Origin of the sequence: Comamonas brasiliensis, assembly GCF_018292285.1 — a bacterium.
GTDB classification, from domain to species: Bacteria; Pseudomonadota; Gammaproteobacteria; order Burkholderiales; family Burkholderiaceae_C; genus Comamonas; species Comamonas brasiliensis.
Genome location: NZ_JAANES010000003.1, coordinates 398,852 through 417,007, shown reverse-complemented (window position 1 = coordinate 417,007; position 18,156 = coordinate 398,852). Strand labels below are relative to the sequence as shown.

The window sequence follows — 18,156 nt, the reverse complement described above, 5'->3', positions numbered from 1 at the left end:
TCAGGACAAAGCGCGCAGATGGCCGTAGACGGCCAGGGCCGTAAAGCCACAGTGCAGGCAGATGGCCGTTGCCAGCAGGGCCCTGCGGCGCAGCATGGAATCATTCGCCTGCGCCGACAGCCCTGGAGATACATGGAATGACTGGCCTTTGCCATAGGCCAGGATCGCCCACGCCGTCCAGAGGGTGGCCAGGGCATAGATCAGCCATGACAGAGATGCCTGCCAGAACAGCAGCATCACCATGACCGAGTAGGTGCAGAGAACGCCGATGAGCCAGGGCCAGTGGCGCTGAACCAAGTCTTGCGGCGGCTGCCTTTTCTGCATGAGGCAGTGCTTATTCGGGCTGCAGGCCGATGTCCTTGAGGCTGCCCATGCCCTGGCGCACCACGACGGGCGGATTGTTCGAGGCCATGGGCGTGAGGTCCAGCACCGTGGTGGGTTGCTGTGGGCAGGCACCGGAGTCGACCACGGCATCCAGCTCATGCGGAAAGCGCTCCAGGATGGAGTCGGCATCATTGAGCGGCTCGGTCTCGCCGGGCGCGATCAAGGTGGTGGCCAGCAAGGGCTCGCCCAGTTCTTCCAGCAGCAGTTGCAGGCCCTTGCGATCCGGCACGCGCAGGCCTATGGTCTTGCGCGAGGGGTGGCTCAGGCGCTTGGGCACTTCCTTGCTGGCTTCAAGAATAAAGGTGTAGGGGCCTGGCGTGGCCAGCTTGAGCAGGCGGTACTGGCGGTTGTCCACGCGGGCATAGTTGGCCAGCTCGGACAGATCGCGGCACAGCAGCGTCAGATGGTGCTTGTCGTTGATCTGCCGGATGCGGCGCATGCGATCCACGGCGTTCTTGTCGTCCAGATGGCAGACCAGGGCATAGCTGGAGTCGGTGGGAACGGCAAGAATGGCGCCCTTGCGCAGCATGTCCGCTGCCTGCTTGATGATGCGGGGCTGCGGGTTCTCTGGATAGACTTCAAAAACGGTGGTCATGCGGCTTCTTTCTGTTTTTTATGCGCGCTGTATGCGTTCCTCCAGCAGCTCCCAGACGGGTGTGAGCTGGCTGGGCAGATAGGGCAGCTGTCCCAGGTCTATCTGCGATTCATCGGGGCTGTGAAAGTCGCTGCCGCGCGAGGCGGCCAGCCCGAATTCCACAGCCAGATCGGCGTAGCTTGCATATTCATGCGGGCGGTGGCTGCCTGTGACAACTTCCACGCCCTGGCCGCCGAGCTCCTTGAACTTGGAAAACAGCGCATATTCCTCGTTGTGACTCAGGTCGTAACGCGCTGGATGCGCAATCACGGCCACGCCGCCAGCATCCACGATCCAGCGCACGGCGTCGTGCAGATTCGCCCAGACATGGGCGACATAGCCGGGCTTGCCTTCGGTCAGATAGCGTTTGAAGACCTCATAGGTGTCGGCGCAGACCCCGGTCTCCACGAGAGAACGGGCAAAGTGGGTGCGCGAGATCAGCTCGGGGTTGCCTGCGTGGCGCAGCGCGCCTTCATAGGCCCCCGGAATGCCGGCCAGTTCCAGCTGCCTGGCCATTTCGCGGGCGCGCGGGCCGCGGCCGTGGCGCGTGTCGTAGAGGCCTTGCGTCAGCGCGGCATTGTCGGCGTCAAAGCCAAGGCCCACGATGTGCACGCCGCGGCCCGAGAAGCTGACGGAAATTTCCGTGCCTGTCAGATAGTCCAGTCCCGCTGATCTGGCGGCTGCTGCCGCGCGATGCTGGCCGCCGACCTCGTCGTGGTCGGTCAGCGCCCAGAGCTCCACTCCGCGCTCGGCAGCACGTAGAGCCAGCTGCTCGGGCGTCAAGGTGCCGTCGGAGACGACGGAGTGACAGTGCAGATCGGCGTTGAGATAGGTTTTTGGCACGGCTTCATTGTAGGCCGCTGCAGGCGATCATGACCTGGGTCATCGCGCGAGCACGCTTGGGGCGGCCGCTTGTAACAAAGCTCAAATATGCCGCCCGCATGCCGAAGAAGGATTGGCTGCAGCGCTTGTGAGACTCAGAAAGCGTTACGGCTGCCACGGTATTGCTTGATTTATTGAGATGGATAAAAAATGAAATTGAATCAGTTCTCGGTGTCACAAAAGCTGTGGGCTTTGGTGATCGGCTTGCTGGCAGGCTTGCTGCTGGTGTCGGCAGGCAGCCTGATCTATCTGGATCGCGTCTATGTGAGCATCTCCAAGGAGGCCACACGCACCCGAATGGCCGCCAACATTGCCAGCGAGTGGCGCCACCTGACCGAGCAAAGCGTGGATCGCTCCATCGTTGCAGCGATCTCTTCCGAGGAGAATCTGGTGGAGCAGCAGCGCAAGCTGATGAGCGACGGGATTGCGCATATCACCGAGCTGCAGAAAAAGCTCAACGAACTGGTCACCGACGAGGAATCGCGCAAGGTGCTGGATGAAGTCGCCGAGCGCAGGCGCGCGACGCTGGAGAGCAATGCCGCCGTCCAGGCCGCGCGCAAGGACAATGACTTTGCGGCGGCCTTCGATCTGGTTGAAAAGCAGCTGCGTCCCAACGCCAAGGTCTACGTGGATGCGCAGCGCAAGTTTGTGCAGCTGCAGGAGCAACGCAGCCAGCGTGCGATTGCCGATGGCGAAGCACGCCAGTCTCAGGCCTATGTGGCTATCGGTCTGGTCTGCGGCATGATCGTTCTGCTCGGTCTGGCGATGGCGGCTCTGATCCTGCGCTCGATCATCGCTCCGTTGAATGAGGCGGTCGCTCTGGCCGACTCCATCGCTGCCGGCGATTTGACGGCGACCGTGCGCAATGACCGTCATGATGAACTGGGCCTGCTGCTCAAGTCCCTGAACGCCATGGCCGAGCGTCTGCGCTCCGTCGTCGGCCAGGTGCGTTCGGGTGTGGAATCCGTCTCTTCGGCCTCGGGCCAGATTGCCACGGGCAACCAGGATCTGTCGGCACGCACCGAGCAGACGGCGGCCAATCTCGAGGAAACCGCAGCCAGCATGGAAGAGCTGACGGCCACCGTCACCCAGTCCGCCGACACGGCACGTCAGGCCAATCAGCTGGCCTCGACCGCTGCCCAGGCCGCCGAGCAAGGCGGTCGGGTGGTGCAGCAGGTGGTGCAGAGCATGGGCCAGATCACCGACAGCAGCCGCAAGATTGCCGACATCATCGGCGTGATCGACTCCATCGCCTTCCAGACCAATATCCTGGCCCTGAATGCGGCCGTGGAAGCGGCGCGTGCCGGTGAGCAGGGCCGTGGCTTTGCGGTGGTGGCTGGCGAGGTGCGCAGCCTGGCACAGCGCAGTGCCGAAGCCGCCAAGGAGATCAAGCAGCTCATCACCACCAGCGTGGACAATGTGCAGTCGGGCTCGCAGCAGGTGGAGCTGGCGGGACAGAGCATGAGCGAGATCGTGGCCAGCGTGCGCCGCGTCAGCGACCTGATTGGCGAGATCACGGCCTCGTCCACCGAGCAGCGCGACGGCATCAACCAGGTCAATCAGGCAGTGAGCAATCTGGACCAGATGACGCAGCAGAACGCGGCGCTGGTGGAGGAGTCCAGCGCGGCGGCGCTGTCCATGCAGGAGCAGGCGCGCCGCCTGGCAGAGGTGGTGTCCGTCTTCAAGCTTGGCCATGAGGCCGGCTATGCCAAGGCGGTAGCTCCCCAGCGCCCGGCCAGCCGTGCCATGCCGGCCATGGCCCCGGTAAAGCAGACTGCCGCTGCAGCTCGGCCAGCGATCAAGAAAGCGCCCGCCGGCCCGGCTCCTTCGGCACTGAGTGCCAGCAAGGCCAAGCCTGCTGCGGACTCTGACGACGGGGACTGGGAAACGTTCTAAATAAACATGGGCCCGAGAAGGGCCCATGTTTTTAAGGCTGATGCTTACTTGACGTAGCGAGGAGACCGGGGACCAGCAAGCAGGCCGCGTGGCATAGCTGGTGAGATCAGAAGCCCATGTTGCCGGCACCGCCCTCGAAGTCCTGCGCGGCTTCCACGAGAAACTGCACCTTGCGTTCGCCGCGCCATTCGTTGATGTCCAGGCGGTAGGCCAGGGTGGTGCGCGCGGGCAGCGGGTCGGTGTGGTTGAACCAGATGCCGTCGATCTTGGAGCCGTGGTGCAACAGCTCCAGCTTCAGATGCTTTTCGCCGACCAGGCGCTGCGAGGTGATTTCCAGCTCTTCGCTGAAAGTCGGCGCGGCAAAGCCCTGACCCCAGACGGCCAGCTGCATTTGTTCGATCAGGCCGGTGTCCAGCCACTGGGGCGAAAGAGGCCCGTCGGTCTCCAGCCTGCGTGTCAGAGTGGCAGCATCCAGCCATTCCCGGGCGACCTGGGCAAAAGCCTTTTCGAACTCGTCAAAGTGCGCTTCCGTGATGGTGCAGCCTGCTGCCATGGCGTGGCCGCCAAAACGCAGTATCAGACCGGGGTGGCGCTTGCTGACGAGGTCCAGCGCATCGCGCAGATGAAAGCCTGGAATGGAGCGGCCCGAGCCCTTGAGCTCATGCTCCTTGCCCGGAGCGCCGCTGGCTGCAAACACAAACGTGGGCCGGTGCAGCTTGTCCTTGATGCGCGAGGCCACCACACCGACCACGCCTTCGTGAAAGTCGGGGTCGAACACGCTGATGGCAGGCGGCGGTGTCATGCCGTCCTCGCACAGGCCTTCGGCCATGAGCAGGGCATGCTCGCGCATGCTGACCTCGATCTCGCGGCGCTCGCGGTTGATGCTGTCCAGCATGCGTGCCAGATTGTCGGCGCGGCTGACATCTTCCGTAGTCAGGCACTCGATGCCTATGGTCATGTCGGCAAGACGACCGGCGGCATTGATGCGCGGTCCCAGGGCAAAACCGAAGTCGATGGTGGAGGCCATGTCAAAGCGGCGGCCCGATGCCTCGAACAGCGCGCGTATACCGGGCTGCATGCTGCCTTTGCGAATCTGCTTGAGGCCCAGCGCCACTAGGCGGCGGTTGTTGGCGTCGAGCTTGACCACATCGGCCACCGTGCCCAGTGCAACCAGGGGCAGCAATTGCTCCAGCCTGGGCTGGTTGTGGCGATCAAAGCGGCCGCGGTTGCGCAGCTCGGTGCGCAGGGCCAGCAGCACATAGAACATGACGCCCACGCCGGCCATGGACTTGCTGGCGAACTCGCAGCCAGGCTGGTTGGGGTTGACGATGGCGTCCGCTGGCGGCAGGTGGTCGCCCGGCAGATGGTGGTCGGTCACCACGACCGACATGCCCAGCTCCTTGGCCACGGCCACACCTTCCACGCTGGCAATGCCGTTGTCCACGGTGATCAGCATGTCGGCACCGGTCTCCTTGACGCGGCGCGAGATGGGTGCGGTCAGGCCGTAGCCGTCGACCACGCGGTCGGGCACGAGGTAGTCGGCATGGGCCGCGCCCAGCATGCGCAGGCCGCGCAGGCCCACGGCGCAGGCGGTTGCGCCATCGCAGTCGTAGTCGGCGACGATGCACAGGCGCTTTTGCGCGGCTATGGCGTCGGCCAGCAGTTGCACGGCAGCATCGATGCCGCGCAGGCCCGAGGGCGGCAGCAGCAGGGCCGGCGCATCGTCCAGCTCATCGGCCGAGCAGACGCCTCGCGCTGCATAGAGCTGGGCCAGCAAGGGATGAATCTTGGCCTGCAGCAGTACAGAGACACTGTCGTTGGGGATGGATCGGGGAATTATCTTCATAGCATTTCCCGCAGATCAGGCAAGCGTTTCGTGCCAAAAACACTCTTGATCCTGTCCATCAGGCCGCGTGGCTGGCTTTGCCATTGAACGGCATTGCGCTCGCCGCAGAGCGTGAGCTTGACCGGTTCTCCGCGGGCAGCCCGCTGCTGCAGCTCGGCGATCAGGCTGCTGTCCAGTGCCTGCCAGGCCTTTTGCCAGCCTTGCACATTGCCTTGCAGCGCAGTGTGGCGCAGATCATCCACGCACACGGTCCGGGAGTTCGACGCTGGCAGGCTGGCAAGGTCTCCGGTGCCATGCACCCAGAAGGAGTTGATGGGCGGCAGGCCGCGTTCGGCACGTCGGTCGTTGAAGACATGGGTGTAGAGCAGCATCTGCAGCTCGGTCTGCAGACGCTGAATGATGGCTCCCTGAATCGGGTCGGGCATCCAGGGGCGCACGTCACGGCCCAGCGCGCGGTCCATCGAGGCGGTGGCCAGACCCTTGAAGGCCGCGCCTCGTGCCAGCCAGAGGTCAGCGCGCAGATATTCCAGAGTGATGCCGTCGTCGCTGAACCAGGGTGCGATCAGCGCCAGCAACTGGCGGGATTCGTCTTCGTCCAGTGGCGCGCCGGCCGGGTCGGTCTGATGGACCTGGTCCGGCGTGATATGCCAGTGGCAGGGCGTGATGAAGGCGCAGGCCTGGCTGCTGTCTCCAGCCGCCAGCGCAGCCCAGGGAATCAGCCCGGGTGTATCGGGCAGCTGCATGCCACGGGCCAGGGCGCGCTCATGCGGAGGAGAGAAGTCCATCTCGTCGCCCTGCACCAGCGAGGTCGGCGTCAGCGTTGCTAGCAAGGCCTGCAGGTGAGGGAGTTGCAAACCGTCCCATGCCTGGGGAATGTCGGCAGGGCCGCTGGCATAGGCAACAATGATTTCAGAGGCGCCTGTGCCCAGGGCTTGGGCGGCAGGCAGCAAAGGCGCGGTCAAAGACATGGGCGCTATTGTCGGGCATGGCCGCCGCCTGGGCATGGTGCGGGGGGCTTTGTCACCTCGCGGGCATATTTTTCAGGGTGTAGACCAGGCTGTAGCTCGCATCATCGGCGATGGCGGGCATGCCGGCATTCCAGTCATCCCAGCGCTGGCGCATGGCTTGCAGGCGCTCAGGTTGCTGGCCGGCCAGATTGGCACGCTCGCGCTCGTCCTGCGCCAGATTGAACAGGTATTCGTTGTCCTCCACGCGCAGGTATTTCCAGTCGCCTTCGCGCAACGCGCGCTGGTTGCGGTAGAGCATGCGCCAGTACAGCGGCCGGGCAAACTCAGCCCCGTCGGTGCGCAGCACGGGCAGCAGGGAGGCGCCATCCAGCGGGTAATCCGGGTCTGCGCTCACACCGGCTGCATCCAGGACCGTGGCCGACCAGTCCATGGTCATGCATGGTTGGGTGCTGCTGCGATGGGCCTCGATCACCGCAGGCCAGTGGGCGATCCAGGGCACGCGGATGCCGCCTTCGGTCAGGTCCATCTTACCGCCGACGAGAGGCCAGCTGTCCGAGAAGCGCTCGCCGCCGTTGTCGCTGGTGAAGACGATCAGCGTGTTGTCGAGCTGGCCGTTCTTGCGCAGGGCTTCGACGATCCAGCCTATGCCCTCATCCATGTGATGAATCATGCGGCGGTACTGGTGAATATTGCCTCCCGCCAGATGCGTGATGCCCGCTCCCAGCTGCTCGGCGGTCTCACGGTCATCACGGGTTTCCCAGGGCCAGTGCGGGGCCGTGTAGTGCAGGCTCAGGAAGAAGGGGGCATCGCCCTCGCTCATGCGGTTGACGAAGTCCACGCTGCGCTGGGACAGTAGATCGGTCAGATAGCCTTCGTCGTGATGCTCCTCTTCGCCCACCCACAGATCGTGCTGGCCCGAGCTGCTCAGATGGGTGAAGTAATCCACGCCGCCCGACATGGGGCCGAAGTATTCCTCATAGCCCGAGCGCAGCGGGCCGAAGTGGGGTGGGTAGCCCAGATGCCATTTGCCTATCAGTGCCGTGCGGTAGCCCGCTCCCTTGAGCAGCGAGGCGACCGTGGGAATCTCGGGCGGCAGGCCCAGCCTGGCGCCCAGCGGCGTGCCGCGCGTCTTGCTGTTGATGGGCTCCTCGGCCGCACCGCGCAAGCGGTATTGATAGCGGGCCGTGGCCAAGGCAAAACGCGTGGGCGAGCACACGGGCGAATTGGCATAGCCCTGGGTGAGCCTGAGGCCGTTGGCGGCCAGGCGGTCTAGCACCGGGGAGACCGGGCCGAAGTCGGCATCGCGGCCGCCGTAGCAGCCCAGGTCGGCATAGCCGAGATCGTCGGCGACGATAAAGATGATATTGGGGCGAGTCATGAAATACGGGGCGTTGTCATGGGGTTGATGGCTGGCGCAGGCGCTCACTCCATCTTCATGCCGGTGGCCTGGGCCAGAACACGGTAGCGGTCGGCCAGGGCCTGAATGCGTTTGGCTGCTGCATCGCCTGTCAGTCCTTCGTAGACCATGTCGTTGACACGCATGCGCTCGCGCAGCGTGCCGTCCTTCATGGCCTTCTCGAAGAGGGCCTGGATTTTCTGCACCAGTGGCTCGGGTGTGCTGCTGGGCACCCAGGCGGCGAAAAGCACTTCCTGCTGCAGCTCCTTGTGTCCCAGTTCGGCCACCGAGGGAACTTCCGGCAGCAAGGGGTTGCGCTGGGCCGTGGTCACCGCCAGCGCGGTGATCTTGGCGGAGCTCACATGGGGCAGCATTGCGGTGGAGCTGATGACGCCACCATCCACTTCGCCCGAGAGCATCGCCAGCGTGGCAGGTGCATTGCCTTTGTAGGGCACGTGGTTGACCTTGGCTCCGGTGGCATAGCTCAGCATGCTGGCGGCCAGATGGCCGGGTGTTCCATAGCCGGCGGAGCCCAGGGTCAGACCCTTGTCCTTGCTGCGGGCGATGAACTGCTCCAGCGTCTTGATATTGGTTTTGGGGCTGACAGCCATCAGCATGCCTTGCGAGGCGAACACCATGACGGGACGCAGGTCGCCATTCTTGAAGGGCATGCTTTTGTAGATCAGCGGGTTGACCGTGAGACTGGTGTCCAGGCCGATCAGCATGGTGTATCCGTCGGCGGCAGCCTTGGCTACGTAATCGGCTCCTATGTTGCCGCCGGCGCCGGTGCGGTTTTCCACCACGAACGGCTGCCTGGTCTCGCGTTGGAGTACTTCCCCCACGCCGCGCGCCAATATGTCCACCGCCCCTCCGGGAGCGAAGGAGGCGATCAGTCGAACCGGCTTGCCGGGCCAGGCGGCGACGGCGGCGCCATCGGCAGGCTGGCCCTGGGAGGCGAATGCCGTGCAGCCCAGCAGCAGAGCCAGGCTGGTTTGAAGAAGGCGGCGGGGTGCAATCAGGCGGGCCATGGAATCACTCTCTTGTCTGAGGAAAGTGCTGGCATTTGCGAAAATCCCAGCATTTCCCTTGTCTCTGTATTGGGAGCACCCACTGTAGAAGTGTCGGCCACAATTGATCTAATCAACTCATCTCCGTGAATACCCGACAGCCCACCTCCATTCAGCAGATGCTGCTGTTTCGTATCAGCCGCTTCTTCGGTGTGGCGGGCGGCATGGCCATGCGCATGTGCGAGGCCCGCTTCGGCCTCACGCGTCGTGAATGGGGCGTGATGGCGACGCTGGCGACCGAGGAGGGTTTGCTGTCATCCGAGCTGGCGCAGAAGGCGCAGCTGGACAGGGCGCGCACTTCGCGGGCGCTCAGCGGCCTGGAGGAAAAAGGCTGGGTGCTGCGCAAGCCTCTGGATGGAGACCGCCGGCACGTGGCCATCTATCTGACCGAGGAGGGGCGGCGCATGTACGGTCTGATACTGCCCGAGATGGTCAAGATTCATGCCGATATCGTGTCCGTTCTCAGCGATGAGGAACTGGCCTTGTTTGACGGCCTGCTGGCAAAGCTCCAGGCCCATGCGGTGACGCTGGAGCAGCAGGATCAGTATGCGGATCTGCCGCGCATAGGGCGCAGCAGGCCGCCCCGGTAGAGGGGCGGCGGGCAGTCAGATCGCATAAGGCTGGCGCTGTCGGCAGGGCATTGCCGGCAATGCCACAATGCTGGCAACATGCAATTTCCCTACGAACTGGCCGTGGGCTGGCGCTATACCCGTGCAGGGCGCGCTACACGCCGCAATGGCTTCATCTCCTTTATCTCGGGTGTCTCCATGCTTGGCATTGCGCTGGGCGTGGCGGCGCTGATCATTGTGCTGAGCGTGATGAACGGCTTCCAGAAGGAAGTGCGGGATCGCATGCTCAGCGTCGTCTCTCATGTGGAAATCTACGCCCCGCAGGGCGCACCCCTGCCCGATGTGGAGCGCACCATGCGCGAGGCCAGAGCCAACCCTGATGTGGTGGGGGCCGCGCCTTTTGTGGCGGCTCAGGCATTGCTGGCACGCGGCGAGGATATGAAAGGCGCCCTGGTGCGCGGTATCGATCCGGCGCGTGAGGGCGAGGTGACCGATCTGGCGGCCACCAGCGGCGAGGTGCTCAAGCGTCTGGTGCCCGGCGAGTTCAAGGTGGTGCTCGGCATCGAGCTGGCGCGCAGTCTCGGTGTGAGCGAGGGCGATGTGATCACGCTGATCGCTCCCAGTGGACAGGTCACGCCGGCCGGCGTGCTGCCGCGCATGAAGCAGATGACGGTGGCTGGGACCTTCGATTCCGGCCACTACGAATATGACTCGGCGCTGGTGATGATGCATTACGAGGATGCACAGCGCATCTTCCGCCTGGAAGGGCCGACCGGCATTCGTCTCAAGCTCAAGGACTTGCACGAGGCGCCGCGCGTGGCGCATGAACTCGCTGACACCTTGACGGACCGTTTATTCATCCGTGACTGGACGCAGCAGAACAAGACCTGGTTTGCCGCCGTTCAGCTTGAAAAACGCATGATGTTCATCATCCTGACCCTGATTGTGGCCGTGGCGGCTTTCAATCTGGTGTCTACCCTGGTGATGAGCGTGCAGGACAAGCGTGCCGACATTGCCATCCTGCGCACCCTGGGAGCCTCGCCCTCGTCCATCATGGGCATCTTCATGGTGCAGGGCGCCATGGTCGGCGTCATCGGCACCTTGGCCGGTCTGGCGCTGGGGCTGGCGATTGCCTTCAATATCGACGTCATCGTGCCTGCCATTGAGCATGCGCTGCATGCCAACTTCCTGCCCAAGGACATCTACCTGATCAGCAAGATGCCCAGCGAGCCGCAGTCCACGGACATCGTGCCGATCGCCGTGATTTCCCTGATTCTTTCTTTTGTGGCCACGATTTACCCCAGCTGGCGTGCCAGCCGCGTGAACCCTGCGGAGGCACTGCGTTATGAATGATGTTGTGATGGACCAGAGCGTGCTGGAGGCACGCGGCCTGACCAAGCGCTTTGCCGAAGGCAAGCTGGATGTGACCGTGCTGCAGGGTGTGGATCTGCAGGTTCAGGCGGGCGAGACACTGGCCATCGTCGGCGCCTCGGGGTCGGGCAAGTCCACCTTGCTGCACTTGCTGGGCGGGCTGGATGCGCCCACCACGGGCAGCGTCAGCCTCATGGGTCAGCCTCTGCATCAGCTCAGCCCGCAAAAGCAGGGCGCGCTGCGCAACCGGCATCTGGGCTTTATCTACCAGTTCCATCACCTGCTGGCCGAGTTCTCGGCCCAGGAGAATGTGGCCATGCCGCTGCGCATTCGACGCGACGTCAAGGAGGATTGCATGGACCGCGCGGCCGAGATGCTGCGCGCCGTGGGGCTGTGCGAGCGCATGGCGCATCGCCCGGCAGAGCTCTCGGGCGGCGAGCGTCAGCGCGTGGCCATTGCACGTGCGCTGGTCACGCGCCCGGCCTGTGTGCTGGCCGACGAGCCCACGGGCAACCTGGATCGCGGCACGGCCGATACGGTGTTTGCGCTGATGCTGGAGCTGGCGCGCAGCCATGGCACGGCGTTTGTGATGGTCACCCATGATGAAGGACTGGCGGCGCGCTGTGACCGCATGGTCAGACTGGGACGCGGGCAACTGGCCTGAGCGTCATCAAGCGACGGCAAGGCCCAGGTCACTGCTGCTGCAGCGACCTGGGCCTTTTTTATGAAGAATGCGCCTCAAACGTTTGATCAGTAAGCGCTGACAGCTGCATTTCTGATAGCAATTGTGGCCTGCTCACGCGCCGAGGCCTGCAGCGGAACGGCAGGGCGCGGCCTGGCCGAGCCCGGCTTGGCCGAAACATCCTGCGCCGTCAGATCGTCGGTGACCTCGCGCAGTCTGGCGGACTGGGCCAGCGAGGTCTGCACCACCTCGCCCATGATCTGCGTGACCTGGCGCGAGGAGTTCACGATCTCGGCCATGGTGGTGCCGGCTTCGCGCACCTGGGTCACCCCCTGGGTGACCTGGGTGACCGAGGTCTGGATCAACTGCTTGATCTCTTTGGCGGCCTCGGCGCTGTGCTGGGCCAACTGGCGCACCTCATTGGCCACCACGGCAAAGCCGCGTCCCTGGTCACCGGCGCGGGCCGCTTCCACGGCGGCGTTGAGCGCCAGCAGATTGGTCTGGAAGGCGATGGAGTCCATCATGCCGATGATGTCGCTGATCTTGCGCGAGCTGGCGCTGATGGATTCCATGGTGCTCACCACATCCTGCACGGTGCGGCCGCCGGCTTCGGCCACGCTGCAGGCGTCCTGGGCCAGCTCGTTGGCCTGGCGTGCATGGTTGGCACTCTCGGTCAGCCCTTCCACCGTGGCGCGCAGGGTTTGCGCCGCGGTCACGCGGCGTGTGATGTTGGTGGCGAACTTGACGACCTTGAAGGGCCGCCCTTCGGCGTCGAGTATGGGGTTGTAGCTGGCTTCGATCCAGACCTGACGACCGGCCTTGCCTATGCGCAGATACTGGCCTGCATCGTGATGCCCCAGGGCCAGCTTGTGCCAGAAATGCTGATAGGCCGGAGATTGGCGCTCGTGCGGCTGGACGAACATGCTGTGGTGTCTGCCCACGACTTCGGCAAGGGAGTAGCCCATGGTCTGCAGAAACAGATCGTTGGCCGTGAGGATGTTGCCGTTCAGATCGAACTCGATGATGGCCTGCACCTTGGCAATGGCTTCGAGCTGGCCGCGGGCATCGTCTTCATGCTGCTGCTGTTCGGTGATGTCGGTGGCGTACTTGATGACTTTGCGCGGCTGCCCCTGGCTGTCAAAGATCGGGTTGTAGCTGGCCTGCAGCCACACATCCTCGCCCTGGCTGTTGATGCGACGGTAGCGGCCGCTGTCATGCAGGCCTGCCGCCAGGCGCTGCCAGAACTGGGCGTACTCGGCAGAGGCCCGGGTTTCCTCGTCCACAAACATGCGGTGATGCTGGCCGACGATCTGCTCGGCGCTGTAGCCCATGGTGCGCAGAAAGTTGTCATTGGCCGTCAGCACATGGCCTTGCAGATCGAACTCGATCACGGCCTGCACCTGATCGAGTGCAGCCAGCTTGCCCTGCATGTCGGCGCGCTGATGACTTTGACTCAGGCGTTGCCAGAGCGTGCTTTGCAGAAGTCCCGTCATAACTTGCTCCTTTGGCCGGTAGCGCAGGGCAGTGGGTGAAGTTGCTTAATGTTTTATTTGTTTCAATGTGTGTACCGTAGGACAAGACTGGAAACTGTCTGTAGTCACTTGACGTGTCATATGCCGGGGCCAGCCTGCGCAAGCAGCCCGGCCGATGCATGATGTGCAGATGCCCACCTGGATAGATACCCATTGCCACCTGGATGCGCCCGAATTTGCGCCTGACAGAGATGCCGTGCGCGCCGCTGCGCAGGCCGCAGGCGTCAAGCATCTGGTCATTCCTGCCGTGCAGCGCAGCCACTGGCAGGACGTGATTGCACTTGCGCATCGTCATGGCGACAGCTATGCGCTGGGCATTCATCCGCTTTACACGCCCGGCGCCCAGGAGTCCGATATCGCGGCGCTGCGCGAGTTGCTGAGCCAGCAGCGCGGCGACCCGCATATGGTGGCGGTGGGCGAAATCGGCCTCGATTTTTTTGTCCCCGGACTGGACGAGCAGCGCCAGATCTGGTTTTACGAGCAGCAGATCCGGCTGGCTCGCGAGTTCGGGCTGCCCGTCATCCTGCATGTGCGCAAGAGCAGCGATCGTTTGCTCAAGACCTTGCGCCAGCACCGGGTGGTAGGTGGCATAGCCCATGCGTTCAACGGCAGCGTCCAGCAGGCACAGGCGTTTATCGATCTGGGCTTCAAGCTGGGCTTTGGCGGCGCCATCACCTATGAGCGCGCGCTCAAGCTGCGCGAGCTGGCGGCCAGCCTGCCGCTGCAGGCTTTGGTGCTGGAGACCGACGCGCCCGATATCCCGCCGCACTGGCTCTACACCACGGCCGAGCAGCGCGCGGCCGGCCAGCCTCAGGGGCGCAACAGCTCGGCCGAGCTGCCGCGCATTGCGGCGGAGATTGCGCAGCTGCGCGGCATGGGCATTGAGCAGCTGGCGCAGGCCAGTACGGCCAATGCACGCGCAGCGCTCTCAGGCTTGCCGGCGTTCTTGTAGGAAAACAGCATCTGGCCGTTGCAGACCAAGTGGCGGTTGCTCATCTTTTCGAATATCAGCCCAAGGGCCATGTCTAGCATGGCTGGGCGACAATAGGGCATGACCGAGGATTCTTCTGCCACAGTGACAGAGACAGGCCCGCGCTGGCAGGGGCTGGCGGCCGTGGCCGATGCGCGCACGCGGGCACTGGTGCTGGGCAGTTTTCCGGGCCTGAAGTCGCTACAGCTGGCGCAGTACTACGCCCATCCGCAGAACCAGTTCTGGCCTTTGCTGCAGGCCTTGTGGCCCCGGCATCCGCAGCCGCCGCGCGCCGACTACGCGGGCCGCTGCGAGTGGCTGCTGGAGCGTGGCCTGGGCCTGTGGGACGTGTATGCGAGCTGCGAGCGCGAGGGCAGTCTGGACAGCGCCATTCGCTGTGCCCAGGTCAACGACTTTGCCGGGCTGCGCCTGCGTTGCCCGGATCTGCAGCTGGCATTGCACAACGGCGGCGAGAGCTACAAGCATGCGCGCCAGACCGAGGCGCTGGGGCTGACGGCGCTCAAACTGCCATCGACCAGCCCGGCCAATGCCAGTTGGTCTTTCGATAAAAAACTGCAGGCCTGGCACCATGCGCTGGCGGCCCATGGCCTGCTTTGAAGATTGGTGTGAAACGTGATCCGTAAAACCCGTGGCGGTGCCAAATCCGCGCAGGACAAGAATGTGGGCAGTGCGCAGGAGCTGCCCGAAGTCAGCGTCTCCGACGATGGCGATATCCGCTATCTGCATCTGGGAACGCCCTGGGTGCAGGGCTCCATGCGCATTCGCGACCCTTTTGATATCGACCTGGAATATGTGCAGCGCATGATGGGCTGGCTGCTGTTTGCCGAGCCGGCCGAAGTGCCCCGGATGCACGCCATGCAACTGGGGCTGGGGGCGGCCGCCATCACCAAGTTCTGTCACAAGAAGCTGCGCATGAAGACCACGGCGGTCGAGCTCAATCCCCAGGTGCTGGCCGTGTGCCGCAGCTGGTTCAAGCTGCCGCCCGACAGCAGCACGCTTCAGGTGGTGTTGGCCGATGCGGCCCAGGAAATCAAAAAGCCTGAATGGCAGGGCACGGTCGATGCGCTGGCGGTCGATCTCTACGACCATGAGGCTGCGGCTCCTGTTCTTGACAGCGCCGAGTTCTATACCGACTGCCGCAATCTGCTGACTGAGGACGGCATCATGACCGTCAATCTGTTTGGTCGCTCTTCAAGCTTTGACAAAAGCCTGGACCAGATGGCCCAGGCTTTTGGCGAGGACGCGCTCTGGGCCTTCCGCCCCACGCGCGAAGGCAATACCGTGGTGCTGGCCCAGCGCAGGCCGCGTGTGCTGCAGGGCACCGAGCTGGATCTGGCCTGTGACCAGGTGCAGGCGCGCTGGGATCTGAACACCACACGCTGGGCCAAGGTGTTCGTGCCGGCCCGCGATGCCGAGGCCGGCAGCAAGACGGCCAGATCCAGGGTCGCCCGAATCGGCCGGGGCGCAGCCGAATGATTGCAAAGCCTGAGTAAAGCTGAGGGGGCAGCATTGATTGCAGCGGTGTTGTGCCGATGATGTAGACATGACGATCAGTGCCATCTCCTCCAGTTCTGCCAGCTCAGCCTCTTCGGGGGCCGGCGCGGCATCGCGTATCCAGCAGCTGCAAAAGCAGATCAAGGATGCAACCAACGAGCTCAAGGAAGTCGCCAACAGCGACGCGGATGCCAAGACCAAGCAGCAGCAGACGCAGCTGCTGCAGGCCAAGATCCAGATGCTGCAGGCCCAGATCGAGGCCCTGCAGAACCAGCAGGCGCAGCAAGCCCAGCAGGCTGCTCAGCGTGGCACCGAAGCCGTTCAGTCAAAGCAGGACGATGCGGTGAAGAGCAGAAGTCGCAGCAATCCGGGTCAGGGCGGGTTGGGCGGTCTGCTGGACGAATACGCCTGAGCTGCATCAGACAACAGAGCTTCATCGGCCTGTCATGCATCTTCCTGATCGGCAGCATGGGCCGATGGCGGTACAGTCAGGGCAGTTTTGTTGCTGCAGCCGCCCATGTCATTGACTGAAACCATCCTGCCTCGATCCGTCAAGCCAGCCCAGTACCACGGGCCTCTGGACTGGCGCACGCTCGTGCAATGGCTGCAGGAAGACGGTGTGATCACGGCACAGGAGGCAGGGCGCACGGTCGCGCGCTGCTCGGCCGCCGAGAGTGCGCAACTGCCGCTGGTGCGTCTGGCCAATGTGGGCGTTGTCGGCGCCCTGACGCACCAGCCGCTGGACCTGGAAACCCTGACCCAGTACCTGGCCCAGCGCAGCGGCCTGGCCTATCTGCGCATCGACCCGTTGCGCGTGGATGTGGGCCGCGTGGGCGAGATCATGAGCGCCAGCTACGCCGAGCGCCACAAGGTGCTGCCCGTGCAGGTCACGGCCAAGGAGGTGGTGATCGCCACGGCCGAGCCTTTCATCAAGGACTGGGTGAGCGAGGTCGAGCGGCAGTCGCACCGCAGCGTGCGCTGCGTGGTGGCCAATCCGCAGGACATCAAGCGCTATACGGCGGAGTTCTTTGCGCTGGCCAAATCCGTGCGTGCCGCTGAGAAGGCCGGCGGTGCGACCGGCGGCGCGAGCTTCGAGCAACTGGTGGAGCTGGGCAAGAGCAACAAGCAGCTCGACGCCAACGACCAGGGCGTGGTGCGCGTGGTGGACTGGCTTTGGCAATATGCCTTCGACCAGCGCGCCAGCGACATCCACCTGGAGCCCCGGCGCGAGCAGGGCGTGATCCGCTTTCGCATCGACGGTGTGCTGCATCCGGTCTATCAGATGCCCATGGGGGTGCTGAACGCGATGGTGGCGCGCGTCAAGCTGCTGGGGCGCATGGACGTGGTCGAAAAGCGCCGCCCGCTGGACGGGCGCATCAAGACGCGCAATCCGCGCGGCGAAGAAGTGGAAATGCGCTTGTCCACCTTGCCGACGGCCTTTGGCGAGAAGATGGTGATGCGCATCTTCGATCCCGAGAACACGGTCAAGAATCTGGATGCGCTGGGCTTCAGCGCCCATGATGCCCAGCGCTGGGAAGACCTGGTCAAGCGTCCGCACGGCATCATCCTGGTCACCGGCCCCACGGGCTCGGGCAAGACCACCACGCTGTATTCCACGCTCAAGCGGGTGGCGACCGAGGAGGTCAATGTCAGCACGGTGGAAGACCCCATCGAAATGATCGAGCCGAGCTTCAACCAGACCCAGGTTCAACCCCAGCTCGACTTCGGCTTCACCGAGGGCCTGCGCGCGCTGATGCGCCAGGACCCGGACATCATCATGGTGGGCGAGATCCGCGATCTGGCCACGGCCGAAATGGCGGTGCAGGCCGCGCTGACCGGCCATCTGGTGTTCTCCACGCTGCACACCAACGATGCACCCAGCGCCGTCAGTCGCCTGATGGAGCTGGGCGTGCCCTCGTATCTGATCAATGCCACCTTGCTGGGCGTGCTGGCCCAGCGACTGGTGCGCACGCTGTGCCCCAGCTGCAAGGTGCGCGATGAAGATGCCAAGCCCGAGGATCTGGCCGAATCGGTCAGGCCCTGGAAGCTGACCGGCAGCTACCAGCCCTACAAGCCCGTGGGCTGCGAAGACTGCCGCATGACAGGCTATCGCGGCCGCATGGGACTGTACGAGCTGCTGATGGTCACCGAGACCCTCAAGAAGCAGATTCACGATGCTCCGTCGATGGACGTTCTGCGTCGCCAGGCCGTACAGGACGGAATGCGTCCCCTGCGTCTTGCAGGGGCCCTGCGGGTTGCGGAAGGTCTGACCACCTTGCCCGAGGTGCTGGCCTGCACGCCGCTGATGAGCGAAATCTGAAGGCAGGACTGCAAGTGCTTGCTGTCCTGCCAGGGCAGCCAGGCAAGGCCGGCATGCATCGGGCTTGCCCACGGTAGATGGGTGCAGAACGTCAGCATTAGGGTATGCCCTTTGTAGGTGGAAT

General features: G+C 63.9%; 17 protein-coding genes. 9 read left to right on the top strand and 8 right to left on the bottom strand.

Annotated features, from left to right (window positions below; translation table 11 throughout):
• The 3 genes from DJFAAGMI_RS14550 to DJFAAGMI_RS14540 are packed head-to-tail and all read right to left on the bottom strand — an operon-like array spanning nt 1 to nt 1,861.
• Nucleotides 1–324 (bottom strand): hypothetical protein, encoded by a 324-nt coding sequence (locus DJFAAGMI_RS14550; RefSeq protein WP_211457671.1) that lies wholly within the window; start codon nt 322–324, stop codon nt 1–3.
• 10 nt (nt 325–334) lie between these two features.
• Nucleotides 335–979 (bottom strand): L-threonylcarbamoyladenylate synthase, encoded by a 645-nt coding sequence (locus DJFAAGMI_RS14545; RefSeq protein ID WP_211457670.1) that lies wholly within the window; start codon nt 977–979, stop codon nt 335–337.
• Between the two features lie 18 nt (nt 980–997).
• Nucleotides 998–1,861, bottom strand: coding sequence for a 3',5'-nucleoside bisphosphate phosphatase (locus DJFAAGMI_RS14540; RefSeq protein WP_211457669.1), 864 nt, complete (start codon nt 1,859–1,861; stop codon nt 998–1,000).
• A 189-nt stretch (nt 1,862–2,050) separates the two neighbouring features.
• Between DJFAAGMI_RS14540 and DJFAAGMI_RS14535 the strand changes: the two genes are divergently transcribed.
• The gene (locus tag DJFAAGMI_RS14535; RefSeq protein WP_211457668.1) at nt 2,051–3,796 is read left to right on the top strand and encodes a methyl-accepting chemotaxis protein; all 1,746 of its coding nucleotides are present in this window, start codon (nt 2,051–2,053) and stop codon (nt 3,794–3,796) included.
• Between the two features lie 106 nt (nt 3,797–3,902).
• On the opposite strand, the gene recJ is transcribed toward DJFAAGMI_RS14535, so the two are convergent.
• The 4 genes from recJ to DJFAAGMI_RS14515 are packed head-to-tail and all read right to left on the bottom strand — an operon-like array spanning nt 3,903 to nt 9,034.
• Complete coding sequence (gene recJ, locus DJFAAGMI_RS14530; protein ID WP_211457667.1) at nt 3,903–5,642, bottom strand: single-stranded-DNA-specific exonuclease RecJ; 1,740 nt, start codon at nt 5,640–5,642, stop codon at nt 3,903–3,905.
• Nucleotides 5,639–6,610 carry a phosphoglycerate mutase gene (locus DJFAAGMI_RS14525; protein ID WP_211457666.1) on the bottom strand — a complete coding sequence of 324 codons (972 nt, stop codon included), beginning with the start codon at nt 6,608–6,610 and terminating at the stop codon, nt 5,639–5,641. The genes recJ and DJFAAGMI_RS14525 overlap by 4 nt, the downstream gene beginning before the upstream one ends.
• Before the next feature lie 52 nt (nt 6,611–6,662).
• Nucleotides 6,663–7,988, bottom strand: a complete 1,326-nt coding sequence (locus DJFAAGMI_RS14520) for a sulfatase family protein (protein WP_211457665.1) — start codon at nt 7,986–7,988, stop codon at nt 6,663–6,665.
• A 44-nt stretch (nt 7,989–8,032) separates the two neighbouring features.
• Nucleotides 8,033–9,034 carry a Bug family tripartite tricarboxylate transporter substrate binding protein gene (locus tag DJFAAGMI_RS14515; protein WP_211457664.1) on the bottom strand — a complete coding sequence of 334 codons (1,002 nt, stop codon included), beginning with the start codon at nt 9,032–9,034 and terminating at the stop codon, nt 8,033–8,035.
• 158 nt (nt 9,035–9,192) lie between these two features.
• Here DJFAAGMI_RS14515 and DJFAAGMI_RS14510 point away from each other — a divergent pair, with 158 nt between their 5' ends.
• From DJFAAGMI_RS14510 to lolD, 3 genes are all read left to right on the top strand, one after another.
• Nucleotides 9,193–9,663 (top strand): MarR family winged helix-turn-helix transcriptional regulator, encoded by a 471-nt coding sequence (locus DJFAAGMI_RS14510; protein WP_211457950.1) that lies wholly within the window; start codon nt 9,193–9,195, stop codon nt 9,661–9,663.
• Nucleotides 9,664–9,741: 78 nt separating this feature from the next.
• Nucleotides 9,742–10,995: a lipoprotein-releasing ABC transporter permease subunit gene (locus tag DJFAAGMI_RS14505; protein ID WP_167006088.1), complete on the top strand. Its 1,254-nt coding sequence runs from the start codon at nt 9,742–9,744 to the stop codon at nt 10,993–10,995.
• Nucleotides 10,988–11,677, top strand: coding sequence for a lipoprotein-releasing ABC transporter ATP-binding protein LolD (gene lolD, locus DJFAAGMI_RS14500; RefSeq protein WP_211457663.1), 690 nt, complete (start codon nt 10,988–10,990; stop codon nt 11,675–11,677). Before DJFAAGMI_RS14505 ends, lolD begins: the two co-directional genes overlap by 8 nt.
• An 86-nt stretch (nt 11,678–11,763) precedes the next feature.
• Here lolD and DJFAAGMI_RS14495 read toward each other — a convergent pair whose 3' ends face one another.
• Nucleotides 11,764–13,188, bottom strand: coding sequence for a methyl-accepting chemotaxis protein (locus DJFAAGMI_RS14495; protein ID WP_211457662.1), 1,425 nt, complete (start codon nt 13,186–13,188; stop codon nt 11,764–11,766).
• A gap of 169 nt (nt 13,189–13,357) precedes the next feature.
• On the opposite strand from DJFAAGMI_RS14495, the gene DJFAAGMI_RS14490 reads away from it, so the two are divergent.
• The 5 genes from DJFAAGMI_RS14490 (at nt 13,358) to tfpB (ending at nt 18,032) form a co-directional block, all read left to right on the top strand.
• On the top strand, nt 13,358–14,179 hold the full coding sequence (locus DJFAAGMI_RS14490; protein ID WP_249334330.1) for a TatD family hydrolase: 822 nt from the start codon (nt 13,358–13,360) through the stop codon (nt 14,177–14,179).
• Nucleotides 14,180–14,278: 99 nt separating this feature from the next.
• A complete protein-coding gene (locus DJFAAGMI_RS14485) occupies nt 14,279–14,815 on the top strand; it encodes a DNA-deoxyinosine glycosylase (RefSeq protein WP_211457660.1) in 537 nt (178 codons plus the stop codon).
• 15 nt (nt 14,816–14,830) lie between these two features.
• Complete coding sequence (locus DJFAAGMI_RS14480; protein WP_211457659.1) at nt 14,831–15,694, top strand: spermine/spermidine synthase domain-containing protein; 864 nt, start codon at nt 14,831–14,833, stop codon at nt 15,692–15,694.
• A gap of 67 nt (nt 15,695–15,761) precedes the next feature.
• The gene (locus tag DJFAAGMI_RS14475) at nt 15,762–16,124 is read left to right on the top strand and encodes a FlxA-like family protein (protein WP_211457658.1); all 363 of its coding nucleotides are present in this window, start codon (nt 15,762–15,764) and stop codon (nt 16,122–16,124) included.
• 105 nt (nt 16,125–16,229) lie between these two features.
• The gene (gene tfpB / locus DJFAAGMI_RS14470) at nt 16,230–18,032 is read left to right on the top strand and encodes a type IV pilus assembly ATPase TfpB (protein ID WP_211457657.1); all 1,803 of its coding nucleotides are present in this window, start codon (nt 16,230–16,232) and stop codon (nt 18,030–18,032) included.
• The last annotated feature ends 124 nt before the right edge of the window (nt 18,033–18,156 follow it).

Bases quoted from the DNA above. Each gene is read 5' to 3' on its own strand.
- DJFAAGMI_RS14550 (WP_211457671.1), bottom strand. From the start codon at position 324: ATGCAGAAAAGGCAGCCGCCGCAAGACTTGGTTCAGCGCCACTGGCCC.
- DJFAAGMI_RS14545 (WP_211457670.1), bottom strand. From the start codon at position 979: ATGACCACCGTTTTTGAAGTCTATCCAGAGAACCCGCAGCCCCGCATC.
- DJFAAGMI_RS14535 (WP_211457668.1), top strand. From the start codon at position 2,051: ATGAAATTGAATCAGTTCTCGGTGTCACAAAAGCTGTGGGCTTTGGTG.
- recJ (WP_211457667.1), bottom strand. From the start codon at position 5,642: ATGAAGATAATTCCCCGATCCATCCCCAACGACAGTGTCTCTGTACTG.
- DJFAAGMI_RS14525 (WP_211457666.1), bottom strand. From the start codon at position 6,610: ATGTCTTTGACCGCGCCTTTGCTGCCTGCCGCCCAAGCCCTGGGCACA.
- DJFAAGMI_RS14520 (WP_211457665.1), bottom strand. From the start codon at position 7,988: ATGACTCGCCCCAATATCATCTTTATCGTCGCCGACGATCTCGGCTAT.
- DJFAAGMI_RS14515 (WP_211457664.1), bottom strand. From the start codon at position 9,034: ATGGCCCGCCTGATTGCACCCCGCCGCCTTCTTCAAACCAGCCTGGCT.
- DJFAAGMI_RS14510 (WP_211457950.1), top strand. From the start codon at position 9,193: ATGCTGCTGTTTCGTATCAGCCGCTTCTTCGGTGTGGCGGGCGGCATG.
- DJFAAGMI_RS14505 (WP_167006088.1), top strand. From the start codon at position 9,742: ATGCAATTTCCCTACGAACTGGCCGTGGGCTGGCGCTATACCCGTGCA.
- lolD (WP_211457663.1), top strand. From the start codon at position 10,988: ATGAATGATGTTGTGATGGACCAGAGCGTGCTGGAGGCACGCGGCCTG.
- DJFAAGMI_RS14495 (WP_211457662.1), bottom strand. From the start codon at position 13,188: ATGACGGGACTTCTGCAAAGCACGCTCTGGCAACGCCTGAGTCAAAGT.
- DJFAAGMI_RS14490 (WP_249334330.1), top strand. From the start codon at position 13,358: ATGCCCACCTGGATAGATACCCATTGCCACCTGGATGCGCCCGAATTT.
- DJFAAGMI_RS14485 (WP_211457660.1), top strand. From the start codon at position 14,279: ATGACCGAGGATTCTTCTGCCACAGTGACAGAGACAGGCCCGCGCTGG.
- DJFAAGMI_RS14475 (WP_211457658.1), top strand. From the start codon at position 15,762: ATGACGATCAGTGCCATCTCCTCCAGTTCTGCCAGCTCAGCCTCTTCG.
- tfpB (WP_211457657.1), top strand. From the start codon at position 16,230: ATGTCATTGACTGAAACCATCCTGCCTCGATCCGTCAAGCCAGCCCAG.